This window comes from Phytohabitans maris (genome assembly GCF_031085175.1).
Classification (GTDB): domain Bacteria; phylum Actinomycetota; class Actinomycetes; order Mycobacteriales; family Micromonosporaceae; genus Phytohabitans; species Phytohabitans maris.
Genome location: NZ_JAVHUY010000006.1, coordinates 168358 through 182458, shown reverse-complemented (window position 1 = coordinate 182458; position 14101 = coordinate 168358). Strand labels below are relative to the sequence as shown.

Annotated in this window: 15 protein-coding genes; 1 reads left to right on the top strand and 14 read right to left on the bottom strand. The window is 73.3% G+C overall.

The features are described 5' to 3' along the window. Positions 1-6 precede the first annotated feature (6 nt). From RB614_RS08380 to RB614_RS08360, 5 genes are all read right to left on the bottom strand, one after another. Positions 7-1635, bottom strand: coding sequence for an AAA family ATPase (locus tag RB614_RS08380; protein WP_308711808.1), 1629 nt, complete (start codon positions 1633-1635; stop codon positions 7-9). A gap of 453 nt (positions 1636-2088) precedes the next feature. Beyond that, the gene (locus tag RB614_RS08375; protein WP_308711807.1) at positions 2089-3111 is read right to left on the bottom strand and encodes a hypothetical protein; all 1023 of its coding nucleotides are present in this window, start codon (positions 3109-3111) and stop codon (positions 2089-2091) included. A gap of 44 nt (positions 3112-3155) precedes the next feature. After that, positions 3156-4082, bottom strand: a complete 927-nt coding sequence (locus RB614_RS08370; protein ID WP_308711806.1) for an RluA family pseudouridine synthase — start codon at positions 4080-4082, stop codon at positions 3156-3158. Continuing rightward, positions 4079-4588: a signal peptidase II gene (gene lspA, locus RB614_RS08365; protein ID WP_308711805.1), complete on the bottom strand. Its 510-nt coding sequence runs from the start codon at positions 4586-4588 to the stop codon at positions 4079-4081. Before lspA ends, RB614_RS08370 begins: the two co-directional genes overlap by 4 nt. A 59-nt stretch (positions 4589-4647) precedes the next feature. Beyond that, positions 4648-5067, bottom strand: a complete 420-nt coding sequence (locus RB614_RS08360) for a TraR/DksA family transcriptional regulator (protein WP_173054221.1) — start codon at positions 5065-5067, stop codon at positions 4648-4650. 193 nt (positions 5068-5260) lie between these two features. Here RB614_RS08360 and RB614_RS08355 point away from each other — a divergent pair, with 193 nt between their 5' ends. Next, positions 5261-6319, top strand: coding sequence for a hypothetical protein (locus tag RB614_RS08355; protein ID WP_308711804.1), 1059 nt, complete (start codon positions 5261-5263; stop codon positions 6317-6319). Between the two features lie 84 nt (positions 6320-6403). Here the strand turns inward: RB614_RS08355 and RB614_RS08350 are convergent, their stop codons facing one another. The 9 genes from RB614_RS08350 to RB614_RS08310 form a co-directional block, all read right to left on the bottom strand. Then, positions 6404-7909, bottom strand: a complete 1506-nt coding sequence (locus RB614_RS08350) for a potassium/proton antiporter (protein ID WP_308711803.1) — start codon at positions 7907-7909, stop codon at positions 6404-6406. Beyond that, positions 7909-8217 carry a DUF167 domain-containing protein gene (locus tag RB614_RS08345; RefSeq protein WP_308711802.1) on the bottom strand — a complete coding sequence of 103 codons (309 nt, stop codon included), beginning with the start codon at positions 8215-8217 and terminating at the stop codon, positions 7909-7911. Before RB614_RS08345 ends, RB614_RS08350 begins: the two co-directional genes overlap by 1 nt. A gap of 143 nt (positions 8218-8360) precedes the next feature. Continuing rightward, entirely contained in the window at positions 8361-9092 is a 732-nt protein-coding gene (locus tag RB614_RS08340) for a hypothetical protein (RefSeq protein WP_308711801.1), read from the bottom strand. 46 nt (positions 9093-9138) lie between these two features. Continuing rightward, positions 9139-9936: a DivIVA domain-containing protein gene (locus RB614_RS08335; RefSeq protein ID WP_308711800.1), complete on the bottom strand. Its 798-nt coding sequence runs from the start codon at positions 9934-9936 to the stop codon at positions 9139-9141. Between the two features lie 50 nt (positions 9937-9986). Beyond that, positions 9987-10283: a YggT family protein gene (locus RB614_RS08330; protein WP_173033127.1), complete on the bottom strand. Its 297-nt coding sequence runs from the start codon at positions 10281-10283 to the stop codon at positions 9987-9989. Between the two features lie 28 nt (positions 10284-10311). Beyond that, a complete protein-coding gene (locus RB614_RS08325; RefSeq protein WP_308711799.1) occupies positions 10312-11046 on the bottom strand; it encodes a cell division protein SepF in 735 nt (244 codons plus the stop codon). Positions 11047-11174: 128 nt separating this feature from the next. Continuing rightward, positions 11175-11894, bottom strand: coding sequence for a YggS family pyridoxal phosphate-dependent enzyme (locus tag RB614_RS08320; protein ID WP_308711798.1), 720 nt, complete (start codon positions 11892-11894; stop codon positions 11175-11177). A 38-nt stretch (positions 11895-11932) separates the two neighbouring features. Beyond that, complete coding sequence (ftsZ, locus tag RB614_RS08315) at positions 11933-13042, bottom strand: cell division protein FtsZ (protein WP_308711797.1); 1110 nt, start codon at positions 13040-13042, stop codon at positions 11933-11935. A gap of 248 nt (positions 13043-13290) precedes the next feature. Next, positions 13291-14073, bottom strand: coding sequence for a cell division protein FtsQ/DivIB (locus RB614_RS08310; protein ID WP_308711796.1), 783 nt, complete (start codon positions 14071-14073; stop codon positions 13291-13293). Positions 14074-14101 lie beyond the last annotated feature (28 nt).

The window sequence follows — 14101 nt, the reverse complement described above, 5'->3', positions numbered from 1 at the left end:
TGCGACCTAACGGACGAACGGCTCCAGCATCACCGAGGCCGCCTTGAGCCAGGCCGCCCGGGTCTCCGGCTGGAGCTGGTTGTACTCGATCGAGGAGCCGGTCTCCAGCGCCTGGTCGTACGGCACGATGGCCACCGCGCGGGTGCGGGTGGAGAAGTGCCGGGCCAGGTCTTCGAGCAGCGGCGAGTGGCCGGGCGTCGGGCAGGACAGCAGCGTCACGGCGTTGGCGGCGAGCTCGCCCATCCCGACCTCGTCGAGCAGGTCGAGCATCCAGTCCGCGGTGAACGCGGCGTCCTCGCGCGGCACCGTCGTGATCACCAGCTGGTCGGCGGCCTGGAGCACGGTCTGCCAGTTGGCGCTCTCCACGTTGTTGCCGGTGTCGACGCAGATCACGTCGTGGGTGCGGCGCAGGAGCTCCAGCACCCGGCGGACGGTGTACTGGTCGAGGCGCTGGGCGAAGCGCGGGCTCTCCTCGCCGGCCAGCACGTCGTACGACCCGTCGGAGGCGTGCCGCAGGTAGTCGTCGAGCTCCTCCTTGAGCTCCAGCCCGTGGCGGGCCTCAACGTCGGCCAGATCGGCGATCAGGTGCCGGATGGTACGGGCGTGGCGGGCACTGCCGGCGCGCAGGCCGAGGGTGCCGCGCAGCTCGTTGTCGTCCCAGGCGAGCACGCCGCGGCCGCGGACGCTGCCGACGGTGGCGGCGGCCAGCACGGTCGCGGTGGTCTTGTGCACGCCGCCCTTGGGGTTGGCGAACGCGAGGACCTTGGGCATGCCCAGATCCCGCCGGAGTACGCTGACCGCCCGCTCCACCTCCGCGTCGGGGCGGGTCTGCCGGAACTCCACCTGCGGCACGTACCCGTTGTCCTGCTGCGGCGGGGGCGTGGCGGGTCGGGCCGGTGCGGACGCCGCCGCGGCGCGTGGCGGGGCCGCCGGTGGCTGCCATCCGCCTTCGAGCTCGGCCCAGCGGCTGTATCCCCCGGGCGAGGAGGTCGGGCGCGGGGTGGGATCGCGGGGCGCCGGCTCACGAGGTGCGGGCTCACGGGGCGCCGGCTCGCGGACGGCCGGCGGGCCGGGGCGGGCGGCCAGGCGCGGATCCTGCGCCGGGTATCCGGGCTCGGCCGCCGGGTAGCGGGGCTCGGGGCGGCGGGGTTCGGCGTACCGCTGGTCGGGGTAGCGCTGGTCGCCGTAGCGCGCGTCCGGCGGGTAGCCGTCGTCGGGGTAGTCGACCGGGCTCCCGTACGCCACGGGGCTGCCGTAGCCGCCGGCCGGCGGGTAACCGCCGGTGCCGGAGCGGGAGCGCCCGTTGGCGCCGTTTGCCGTGCCGTTCACACCGCGGGGGCGCGGCGGTGGATCGTCGAACCCGCGACCGCCGTCGTAGCCGCGGCCGCCTCCACCTCGCGGGTCGTCCCACCGGTCGTCGTAGCCGCCGTCGAGCGGGCGGGGCGGTGGCAGGTCGAAGGCGGGGCCGTCGTCGTCGCGGCCGTCCAGCGGGCTCGGCGCGCGGCGCCCGCGTGGATCGAAGTCGAGGTCCGCCTGATCACCGTTGCGTCCGCCGCCCCGGGCACGGTCGAGCAGCGCCCGCCAACGCGGCGCTGGTTCCGCAGGCCGGCCCCAGCCGGTCTCGGTGCCCTCCACGGCTCGCCCCTCCCAGCGCCATCGGTCCCGCCTGACAGGCTACGAACAAATCCTTATTCAGACCACACCATCGGTCCAACGAGCGAAGCACACATGGTGCGTCACACTGCCACCTTTCCGGCCCCAACTGGGCATCCGGTCTGGACACGAACCTCATTGGCCAACAGTTCAACGGTCGATCTGTGATCCGGGACGCCACTGCCGGCAGTGACCGCGGCCGCACATGCCGTCACAGTCGCTCCGACTCCGTCGACGGGCCAGCTCCGTCCAGACGCCGCCGCGCCAACTCGCTCACTCACAGCGCCTCCGGGTTCGCTCGCTCATGCGGCGCCAAAGGCGACGTCTTCCTCCACCGGCCCGAAACCCCGACTCCGTCGGCGGGCCGGCTCCGTCCAGACGCCGCCGCGCCAACTCGCTCACTCACAGCGCCCCCGGGGAGGCCGCCGCCGGCGCTCACAGGGCGGCCGCCGGGGAGGCCGCCGGCTCGGTCGCCGGTGGCGCCGACGCGGGTGGGAGGGTGTCGGCCGGCTCGGCGGTGGTCGGCGCGGGCGAGTCCGGCGGGCCGCTGGTCGCGGGCGGCTCCGGCCGTGCCGAGCCGCTGGTCGGCGCCGGCTCGACGGGGGCCGTGGACGGCGGCGGCGCCGACGGGTCCGGCGACGGGAGCGCGGTGTCGGCCGGCGGCCGGACGACGTCCTCCTGCTCGGGCAGCGGCGGCAGGAACACGGCCCGGTCGAGGCGGCGTACCTCGGGTGCCGGGTCGACCGCGCGCACCTCGGAGCGGGCGGAGATCCGCTCCAGCGCGGCCGGTGTGGCACGGATCACCGCCGCGTACACGCAGGAGCACGAGGACCGGTAGGCGGTCGCCTCGGCGGCGGCCACCGCGGCGCCGCTGTCGTACACCTGGCGCAGCTGCCGCTCCCGCTCGCTGCCGCCGGTCAACGTGCCGCTCAGCGACTGGTACTCGGCGGCCTCGGCCTCCTTGCGCTCGGCCACCTCCACCATGCCGTCGACCACGTCACCCGGGATCCGCGCGGCGGGAATGCGGACGATTTGTGTCTGGGTATCGGCCAGCGGCACCCGCCCGAAGACCTCGGTGACGCTCACCTCGCGCAACACCGGGGCGAGCCGCTCGGGCGCCAGGTACTCCGTGAAGGTGACCAGCGCGTACGTGTCCCCCGTGGACTGTGGGGCGGCGACCAGCTCGGCGAGCTCCCGGCGGCTCGTCGCCACGTACCCGGGGATGGACTGCCCCTCCGCCACGCCGACCCGCACGACCTCGCCGACCGTCGGGTCACCGGCGGGCTCGCCGCGGTCGGCGGCCCACACCGCGGTGAGCAGCACGGCCGTGGACGAGAGCAGCGCGACGCCGGTCAGCACCCGCATCCGGAGACGTCCCTGTGCCAGCCGCGACATCGCTCGTGCCAGCGGCGGCAACAACCGGCTGTCCAACCGGCGCAGCAGGTCGCCAGTGCGCACGGCGTAGCTCTCCCTCGACTGTCGTCGGCCTTCGACCCGGATGGTCAGGCGGCGTCACGGAGCGTCTCCAACGCGTGCGCCAGGTCATCAGGGTAGTCGCTGACGAAGCGAACTTCTTCCCCCGTACGGGGGTGGAGGAAGCTGAGCGCGCGGGCGTGCAACCACTGTCTGGACAGCCCCAACCGGGCTGCGAGTGTCGGATCCGCACCGTACGTCAGGTCACCCACGCACGGGTGCCGCATGGCCGAGAAGTGGACCCGGATCTGGTGCGTACGGCCGGTTTCCAGCCGTACGTCGACCAAACTGGCCGCCGGGAACGCCTCCAATGTGTCATAGTGCGTGACGCTCGGCTTACCGCCCGACATCACGGCCCACTTGTAGTCGTGCGTGGGGTGTCGGTCGATCGGCGCGTCGATCGTGCCGCGCAACGGGTCGAGGTGCCCCTGCACCAGCGCGTGGTACCGCTTTTCGACCTCGCGCTCCTTGAAGGCGCGCTTCAGCACCGTGTACGCGTGCTCGCTCTTGGCCACCACCATCACGCCGGTGGTGCCGACGTCGAGGCGGTGCACGACGCCCTGCCGTTCGGCCGCACCGCTGGTGGAGATGCGGTGGCCGATCGCGGCGAGGCCGCCGATCACGGTCGGTCCGGTCCACCCTGGACTCGGGTGGGCGGCCACGCCGACCGGCTTGTCCACCACGACGATGTCGTCGTCCGCGTAGATCACCCGTAGCCCGGGTACGGCCTGGGGCACCACCTCCACGGCCGACGGCGGCGCGGGCAGGGTGACCTCCAGCCAGGAGCCGGCGCTGACCTTGTCGGCCTTCGGCCGCGGCACCCCGTCGACCAGCGCGTTACCGCCCTCCACCAGCGCCGCGGCGGCGCTGCGGGACAGTCCGAAGAGGCGGGACACGGCCTGGTCGAGGCGCAGGCCATCGAGCCCGTCCGGCACCGGGACGGAGCGGGTGCTCATTTGTCGGCTTTCCTCGTCGCTTTCACTCGGGTGCCGTCGCGCTGCCGGCCGGTGAACTCCAGGGCGACCGCCAGGACCACGCCGCAGACCAGGGAGGAGTCGGCCGCGTTGAAGATCGGCCAGTGCTCGCCGTTGGGACCGAAGAGGCTGATCATGTCGACCACGTGCCCCTGGAACGGGCCGGGGGCGCGGAAGACGCGGTCGCCGGCGTTGCCCAGCGCACCGCCGAGCACCAGGCCCAGCGCCACGCCCCACGGCACCGACCGCAGCTTGAGCGCCATCCACACGATCCACGCGATGACCCCGCAGGTGATCAGCGGGAACACGAACGTGTAGTCGCTGCCGAGGCTGAACGCCGCCCCGCTGTTACGGGTCAGGCTGAGGTAGACGGCGCCCCCGAGCAGGCGGACCGACTCGCCGTCGTCCTCCAGGTGGGCGAGGGCGAGATGCTTGGTGACCTGGTCGACGAGGACCGAGACGGCGGCGGTGGCGAGCAGCACCAGCACCGCCCGTCGTCGTGCCGGCGATGCCGGGCGCTCGCCAACCGCCGCTTCCGTCTCCGTGCTCAGCGCCGCTCCTCCAACTGCTTGCACGTCACGCACAGCGTCGCCGAGGGGAACGCGGCGAGCCGCTCCACCGGGATCGGGTTGCCGCACCGCTCGCACCAGCCGTAGTTGCCCGCGTCGAGCCGCTCCAGCGCACGCTCCACCTGACTGATCCGGTCGAGAATGCCGTTTGCGAGGGAGATCTCCTGCTCCCGCTCGAACGTCTTGGTGCCCGTGTCGGCCTGGTCGTCGCCGGCCGAGTCGGTGAGCCGCTCGCGCTGAAGCTCGGTAATCTCGCTCAGCGTCTGATCGTACTCGGCTTGCAGTTCGTCCCGGCGCCCCGCCAGGGCGGCTCGGATCTTCTCGGTCTCCGCGGCGCTGCGGGTCCCCTTCGCCGGCTTGCGGCTGGTGGCGGTCTTGGTGTCAGCTGGCTTCGCCATCGTCGCTCCCTTGGCCGCGGTGTCCGCGGCGATAGGCGGGGCCTGGGTGGCCGCGGTCGGTGTGGTGGTGTGCGCAGCGCTTCCGGCCTGGTGGGCTGGACCCGCGGCCTCCGCCGGCGCCCGGTCGGGCGCCGGTGTCTGTGGTGGTGCGTCCGCGCCGGTCACCGGGGTCGGACCGGGCGCGGTGCCGGGAGTGGCTTCCAAGGGTACGGCGGCCGCGGTGCTCTTCCGCGCGGTCGCCTTCCTGGTGGCGGCCTTCCGCACGCCCTTCGCGGCCGGGGCGCGCTTCGCGGTTTCCGGGCCCGTCGCGGCCGGCGCCACCTCGGCCCGCTTCGCGGCTCGTGCGTTCTTTGTGGCTTCGGCGGCCTTGGCCGGGGTGGTCCTGGATGTCTTTTTGGTCGCGGCCGTTGCGCCCGTTGCGGACGCCGCCGCGGTCGTCGCGGCCGTTGCGGGCGCCGCCGCAGTCGTCGCGGCCGTTGCGGGCGCCGCGCCGGTCGTCGCCGCCTTCGCCCGCGCCGCCTTGGTGGGGGCGGTCGCCTTGCTCGCGGTCGCCTTCTTCGCCCGGGCCGCGCGCTTCGCCGTCCCGGTCGCGGACTTCGCCGCCGCCTTGGCGGTCGATGCCTTCGCCGCCTTGGTGCCGGCCGCCTTCGCCGGCCGCGCGGCCTTGCTCGCCACCTTCTTCACCGCCGGCGTCGCGGGCCGCGTGGCCGTGGTCGCCGCCTTCTTCACCGCCACGGGCGCCGCCGGCGTCGCGGCCTTCGCCGGCCGCGCGGGCTTGCTCGCCACCTTCTTCACCGCCGGCGTCGCGGCCTTCGCGGGCCGCGTGGCCTTGGCCGCGGGCTTCTTCACCGCTGCGGGCGCCGCCGGCTTCGCGGCCGGCGCGGTGGTGGCCGAGCCGCTCGAACGGGTGCCGGCGGCGGGCTTCGCCGGAGCCTTCTTCGCGGCCTTCTTGCTGGTGGAGGCGCTGGCGCGGGCCGGTCCGGGGGAAGGCTTGCCGCCCCCGTTTCGGGCCGTCGCGCCGTTTCGCGCCGGGCCCGGGGCTGCCTTCTTGGCAGCCCGTGCGGTGGACGCGGGCGCGCTCGCGGTACGCTGCGCCGCGGCCCGAGAGCCCCCGGTGCGTGTGCTCGCACCGCCCTTCGATGCCGCCTCGCGTGCGGCTTTCGCCCGCTCGGCCATCGCGTCCCCCACTTGCAAAACGGGCGCGCGGCGGGACGCCGCGCACTCCGGTGGCTGGCAAGAATACGGAACGTGAAGACGTCCGACAACATGCCGCACCGCTCGTACCCAATTCACAGGCCGCTAAACCCACAAACCGGGCAAAGGACACTCTAGTCGATCAATCGTCGCGATCGTCGCCGTACTCGTAGAACCACCTCGCCAACCTGCCCCGGCGGCTCACCGCGCGCAGCCGCCGCTCGGCCGCGTCGCGTACCTGGACGGTGGCGACGATCAGCAGGCTGTCCCCCACCTTGAGGCGGGTGTCCGGGCCGGGTACGAAGCCGACCCCGTCGCGGAGCACGAGCGTGACCGAGGCGCCGACCGGCAGGCGCAGCTCGTCCAGGTGTACGCCGGCCAGCCGCGAGCCCTCCGGCACCTCCATCTGGAGCAGGTCGGCACGCATGTGTTCGAGCGGCGCGCTGTCCACGTGGATCTCGCTCGCCTCGGCCGGCGCGGTGACCTTGAGCAGGCGGGCGACCGGCGCGAGCGTGCCGCCCTGTACCAGCGTGAAGATCACGACCAGCACGAAGACCACGTCGAAGAGCTGGGTGGCGCCCTCGACCCCGGCCGAGAGCGGTACGGTCGCCAGCACGATCGGCACCGCCCCGCGCAGCCCGGCCCAGGACAGGAACGCCTGGTCGCGCCCGCGGACCCGAAACGGCGTCGCGGACAGCACCACCGACAGCGGCCGGGCCAGCAGCACCAGCGCGAGGCCGGTCACGATCGCGGGGAGCAGCGCGTCGCCCAGCCGCGCGGGCGAGGCGAGCAGCCCGAGCAGGACGAACAGGCCGATCTGGGCGAGCCAGGCCAGCCCGTCGGCAAACCCGAGGATCGCCTGCCGGTGCGGCAGCCGGGCGTTGCCGAGCACCACGCCGGCCACGTACACGGCGAGGAAGCCGGAGGCGTGCGCGGCGGCGCCGGCCGCGTACGCGAGGACGGTCAGCCCCACCGCCGCGATCGGGTAGAGCCCGGCCGACGGGAGCGCGGCGCGGCGCAGCCCCCACCGGCCGCCCATGCCGACCAGGTACCCGATGGCGGCGCCGGCCCCGAGCTCGTAGACCACGACGAGCACCTCGTACCACCAGGGGTGGCCGCCGCCGGCCGGGTTCATGGAGAGCAGGAGGACGAGCAGGACGGCCGGCGCGTCGTTCATGCCGGACTCGGCCTCGAGGGTGGCGACCAGCCGGGGCGGCAGCCGCAGCCGGCGGAGCGTGGCGAAGACCGCGGCGGCGTCCGTCGAGGAGAGCACCGCGCCGTAGAGCAGCGCGAGCCGCCAGTCCAGGTCGAGCACCAGGTACACGGCGATCCCGACGAGCGCCGAGCTGGCCAGTACGCCCAGCGTGGCGAGCGTGGCGCTGACGCCGAGCACCGGGCGGAGGTGTCCCCACCGCGCGGTCAGCCCGCCCTCCGCGATGATCACGATGAGCGCGCAGAAGCCGAGGTTGCGGGTGAGCTCCGCGTTGTCGAACTCGATGCCCAGCCCGGACTCGCCGAGCGCGACGCCGATCGCGAGGTAGACCAGGAGGCTGGGCAGGCCGAGCCGGGTGGAGATGCGCACCGCCCCGACGGCCACGAGCACGACGACCGCCCCCATCAGCAGGGCGACGTCCAGCCGCTCCGTCACTAGGAGGTCTCGCGCAGTGCGTCGAGGCGGCCGGCCAGGTCGGCCGGGTCACCGGTGCCACTGACGTCGAACAGCTTGTCGCGGCTGGCCGCGCCGGAGCGGAGGGTGACCTGCGCCGGACGGACCCCCAGCGCCTCGGCCAACGCCCGGCGCGCCGCCTCGGTGGCCCGCCCGTCGACCGGCGGCGCGTGCACCGCGATCACGAGCGCCGGCCCGTAGGGCCCGTCGTACCGCCCGCCCACGCGCACCCGGGCGGCACCGGGCTTGACCCGGACCGGCACGGAGAGGGAGTCGGGCGGCTTGACCATGCCTCATTCTGCCGGGCGGACGGTGGGCGCGGCATGCGATGGTGACCGAGAAACCAGCCGATCTCACCCAAAGAGCCAGATCCGAGCTACCGCTGGTCTGGGGTCTTGATCACACGGCGACCGGCCCGGCGCGGAGGTGCTCCTCAGACGCGGCGGGCGTCGGCGAGCAGTGCGCTGTCGGGCTCGCAGCGGCCGCACGGGGTGAAGCCGAGCTCGACCGCCTCGCCGACGGGGAGCGGCTCGCTCTCCCGGCCGAGCAGGTGCACGCACCCGGCGAGGTGGTAGCGGGGGCGGCCGTCGATCACCAGCACGTCGGCCGTCATCCGGGCGACCCGGGCGGCGTCGGCGGGCGACACGTACTGGGCGGCGGGCTCGTCCGGCGGGTCGTCCTCGTCGAGGATGTCGGCGGTGGTCTCGTCCGCGCCGGAGACGTCGGCCGGCGGGTAGGCGTCCGGCGGCGGGTACGCCTCGGCCGGCTGGTAGTCGAGCGGCTGGCGAACGGGGTACTCGACGGCCGGCTCGGCCACCGCGACCGGCGACTCGAAGAGCATCGTGCTCTCGGACTGGCGGCTCGCCTGCCCGTAGACGGGGCCGGCGCGGCGGGCGAGCGGCTCGGTCGCGCGGGCGGCGGTCAGCGCGCGGCGCTCCCGCTCGGCCTCCTCGACCTCGTCGCCGGCACGCTCCCGCTCGTCGTCGTCGGCGTAGCCGGCGTCCGCACGGGCGGCGGCGGCCTGGCGGGCACCGACGACCAGTGCGGCGGCAGCCAGCAAGCTCGCCGCGATGGAGCTGATCAGCAGCGCGCTCGACCCGTTGGCCAGGCCCAGCACGAGCAGCGTGACGGCGACGAGGATGAGCAGCAGACTTCCGACGATCACAGCTCACCCCCGCCGCAAGAAACGGCTTTTCTCTCGTTTAGGTGGTTTACCGGCTCTCGAGCGCGCCCGCACGGCCACCGCCGTAGGAGCCGGCCGTGGCCAGGCCGCCGGAGCCGCCGACGGCACGGTTGCCGTCCGCCCGGCTCATCTCCGCCTCGAGGCCCTGCCCCCGACCGTCGAGGTCGCGCAGCTGGCTCTCCAGGTAGGCCTTGAGCCGGGTGCGGTACTCGCGCTCGAACTGCTTGAGCTCCTCGATGTGCTTCTGGAGCGCGGTGCGCTTGGCGTCGAGCCCGCCCATCGCCTCCTGGTGCCGCTGCCGGGCGTCCCGCTCCAGGGCGTCGGCCTTGGCCCGCGCCTCGCGGGTGACCTCCTCCGCCTTGGACCGCGCGTCGGACAGCAGCTTGTCGGCCTCGCGCCGGGCGTCCGCCACGTGGTCGTCGGCGGTGCGCTGGGCCATCATCAGGACCCGCAGGGCCTGCTGCTCGCCGTCGCCACCGACCACCGGACCGCCCTGCGAGCGCACCTGCTCGAGCTCGGCCTGCATGGCCCGCGCCGCCTGCTCGGCGGCGGCCTTGTCCCGCTGGACGCGGTCGAGCTGGGCCTTCATGTCGTTGAGCTCGGCGGCCAGCCGCGGGTCGGCACCCGGGCCGGCTGGAGCGCCGCCACGACCGCCGCCACCGCGCTCGACCTGCGCACGGAGCTCGTTGTTTTCTTCGATCAGACGAGCGAGTTCGCGCTCAACCTCGTCAAGGAAGGCGTCGACCTCCTCCTCGTCGTACCCCCGCTTGCCGATCGGAGGCTTCTTGAAGGCGACGTTGTGAACGTCGGCCGGGGTGAGCGGCATCGAAACTCCTCGGGTCAGTTGAGGCCGCGTAGCGGCTGGTCACCAGCTGTTCAGCTAGTGATCAACCGCCCTACCACGTACATCAGCACGAACAGAATAACCAGCAACACAAGGGAGGCTAGGTCGAAGCTGACAGTACCAATTCGCAGTGGTGGGATCACACGCCTCAACGCCCGCAGGGGTGGATCGGTGACGGTCCACACGGACTCCAATGCCGCCGCGGCCCCCCGGCTGGGCTGCCAGCGGCGGCCGTACTGGAGCACCGCGCCTAGGACAAACCGGGCAAGAAGGGTCAGGAAGAAGCCGTAAAGCACCAGGTAAACGACTTGCAGGGTGATCGACAGCACGGCAGGCAGGGTCCCTCGGTCGGGTTATCTAGCTCAGGTTGAAGAACCCGCCCTCGGCAATCTTGGCCTTGTCCTCCGCGGTGACCTGGACGTTGGCCGGAGAGAGCAGGAACACCCGGTTGGTCACGCGCTCGATCGTACCGCGCAGTCCGAAAGCCAAACCGGCGGCGAAATCGACCAGTCGGCGGGCGTCCGCCTCGTCCATCTCGGTGAGATTAATGATCACAGGTACGCCATCGCGGAAGTGCTCACCGATGGTCCGCGCCTCCCGGTAGGTCGTCGGGTGGAGCGTGGTGATCTGGTACCGCTGGTCCTCGTCCGCCACGACGGCCCGCTCGCGGAGCTGCACCTGGGGCGCGAGCGCCAGGTTCTCCCGAGTCGGATACGCGACCGGCTCCGGCGCGCTCGGTCGAGTGATCGAGCGGACGCTGGCCCGCTCCCCGTCGACCCGATCCAGGTCCCCCCGACCCGACGGCTCGCGGGTCAGCTCGCTCCGCGACGGCGAACGCTCCAGCGGGACGCGCTCACCCACCCGCGACCGCGTACGCGGCGGCGGCTGCTCGTCGAGCTCCTCGTCCTCGTCCGCGAACTCCTCCGCGTACCGGCTCGACCGGCTCTCCCAGCCGTCCCGCGAGTCGCGGTCACGGTCGCGGTACCCGCTGTCCCGGTACCGGCTCTTGCTCTCGTACCCGTCGTCGTAGGAACGGTCGTCGTCCTCCTCGACGAGACCGAGCCAGACCCCCGCCTTGCGCAGAGCGCTCATGCGCCCACCTCCCTCCGCCGGGCGGCACGCGCCCCCTGGCGTGCCACGTCGCGTTCCCGCACACCGGCCTGAGGCCCCACTGAGGAACCACGAATAACAATGGTGTAGTTCGGTGCCCGGCCGCCAGGCTACCGCAGCTTAGGGCGGGTTCCGAGCACCGCGCTGCCGATCCTCACGTGTGTCGCGCCGTACCCGATCGCCGCTTCGAGATCGGCGCTCATCCCCGCCGAGACGGCCGTGGCCTCCGGGTGCGCGGCGCGCAGCCGGGCGGAGACCTCGGTCAGCCGCTCGAACGCCGCCTCCGGCGACCAGTGCAACGGCGCCACCGCCATGACGCCGGCGAGCCGCAGCGGGGCGGCCTCGGCCACGGTCAGCGCCACCCGGTCGAAGTCGCGGTCCGGGTCGACCGTGGCGCCGACCACCGCGCCGCCACGGGCCGGGTCGCCGTCGATGCTCACCTGTACCAGGACGTCCAACGGCCGCTCCCGGTGCCGCTGCGCCGCCCCGGCGAGCGCGCGGGCCAGCCGGACGCCGTCAATCGAGTGCACCGCGTCGGCGTACCCCACGACCGAGCGGCACTTGTTGCGCTGGAGCTGCCCGACGAAGTGCCACCGCACCTGGGCACCGAGCGCCGCGACCTCCTCGGCCTTGGGCGCGGCCTCCTGGTCGCGGTTTTCCCCCACGTCGGTGACGCCGAGCTTGGCGAGCACCTGGACGTCGCTGGCCGGGTAGGTCTTCGTGACCACGACCAGCGTCACCTCGCCGGGGTCCCGCCCGGCCGCGGCACAGGCGGCGCCGATCCGTTCGTGTACGGCCGCGAGCCCGGCCGCGATCTCTTCCTCACGCACGAGAGCAAGCGTCCCGCATGCGCGGTTCGAGGCCGCGGTCAGGAGCCGTTCTTGAGGAAGTCCGGCACGTCCACGTCGTCGAAGAGCACCCGGCGGGCGGGCGGCGGCGGGGCCGGCGAGACCGGCGGTGCGCTGGTCGGCACCGGGGTGTCCGCCCGGGGCACCACCTTGCGCGGCGCCTCGGCCGGCTTGTACGCCGGTGCGCCACCGTCGAAGCCGGCCGCGATCACGGTCACCCGTACCTCGTCGCCGAGCGCGTCGTCGATCACCGCACCGAAGATGATGTTGGCGTCCGGGTGGGCCGCGTCGGTGACCAGCTGGGCCGCGTCGTTGATCTCGAACAGGCCGAGGTCGGAGCCGCCGGCGATGGAGAGCAGCACGCCCCGGGCGCCGTCCATGCTCTGCTCCAGCAGCGGGCTGGAGATCGCCTTCTCGGCCGCCTCGACCGCGCGGCTGTCGCCACGGGCGCTGCCGATGCCCATGAGCGCGCTGCCCGCGCCGCTCATCACGCTCTTGACGTCGGCGAAGTCCAGGTTGATCAGGCCCGGCGTGGTGATCAGGTCGGTGATGCCCTGGACACCGGAGAGCAGCACCTGGTCGGCCTGCCGGAACGCGTCCATCATGGAGATCCCGCGGTCGCCGAGCGCGAGCAGCCGGTCGTTCGGGATCACGATGAGCGTGTCGCACTGGTTGCGCAGCTCGTCTATGCCGGACTCGGCCTGCACCTGCCGGCGCTTGCCCTCGAACGAGAACGGCCGGGTCACCACGCCGATGGTCAGCGCGCCCAGCTTGCGGGCGATCTGCGCGACGACCGGCGCGCCGCCGGTGCCGGTGCCGCCGCCCTCGCCGCAGGTCACGAAGACCATGTCGGCGCCCTTGAGCACCTCTTCGATCTCGTCGCGGTGGTCTTCGGCGGCGTTCTTGCCGACGTCCGGGTTGGCGCCCGCGCCGAGCCCCCGGGTCAGCTCGCGGCCGACGTCGAGCTTGACGTCGGCGTCACTCATCAGCAGTGCCTGTGCGTCGGTGTTGATCGCGATGAACTCGACGCCCTTGAGGCCCACCTCGATCATGCGGTTGACCGCGTTGACGCCGCCACCGCCGATGCCGACGACCTTGATGACCGCGAGGTAGTTGTGCGGTGGTGTCATCAGGTGGCCTTCCCTCCCAGGTTTGGTGCCAGGGTCCGACGAGCGAAGGCGTAACCCTCACCCTCTACTAGAGGCTTAGAGTTATGTCAACTACTGATCCTCTCCGGCAACGTAAGCGGAGGTAGGGCGTGATCCAAGGACCGACACGCCGGGCGCTTTGCAATAGCGCCATTTGCCTCTCTCGCTCAGCGCCGTCGCGGGTCCCGCTCAGCGCCGTCGTGGCGTCGGCACCGTCGGCGCCCGCTCGCTCACCGGATGGTGACGACCTCCGGCGCGCTGACGTCGATCCGGTCGCCCTTCTTGCGCAGCAGCGCGGTCGCGACCTGAGACTTCGCGTCGCTCTGGCTCGAGTCGCCCCACACGATCACCCGGCCGCCGCGCAGCTCCAGTTCGATCTCCGCCGGCCCCTTGACGACCACGGCGGAGAGCTGCTTGGCCAGCTGCGGGCTGAGCGCGGTGAGCACCTCGACGGCCGAACGGGTGTCGGCGTCGTCCGGCCCCGGCTTGGCGACCCGGGCCAGCGGGAGCCCGCCCGGCTTGCCGCTGACCGTGTGGAACGCCACCCCGTGCCGGTCGACCAGCACGTACTTGGCGCCCTGCGGCACCACCGCCACCGGCGTACGCTCCACGACCTCGATCGCGATCGTGCCGGGCCAGTCGCGGGAGGCGATCACGTGGTCGACCGGGGCGAGCGCGGCCAGCCGTTCCTCGATGCCGTCGAGGTCGACCCGGGCCAGCGCGACGCCGTCCCGCACGCCGGCCGCCTCGCGCACGTCGTCCTCGGAGAGGATGTCGGTGCCGGAGACCCGCACCTCGCGGACGCCGAGGAGGCCGGTGCCGTACACGATCCAGGTGCCCAGCCCGATCAGCGCCAGCACGCCGCCGATGGTCAGCCAGGGCATCGCCGCCCGCAGCCGCCGCCGGCGGGCCCGCGCCATGAACCGCCGCACGGAGGCCGGCACGGCATCGGAGTGCGCCCGGACCAGCCGCCAGCGCCGCGCCCCGGCCCGCCGCCCTCCGGGTGCGGTCACGCCCTCCCCTCCCCGTGATCGAAGCTCC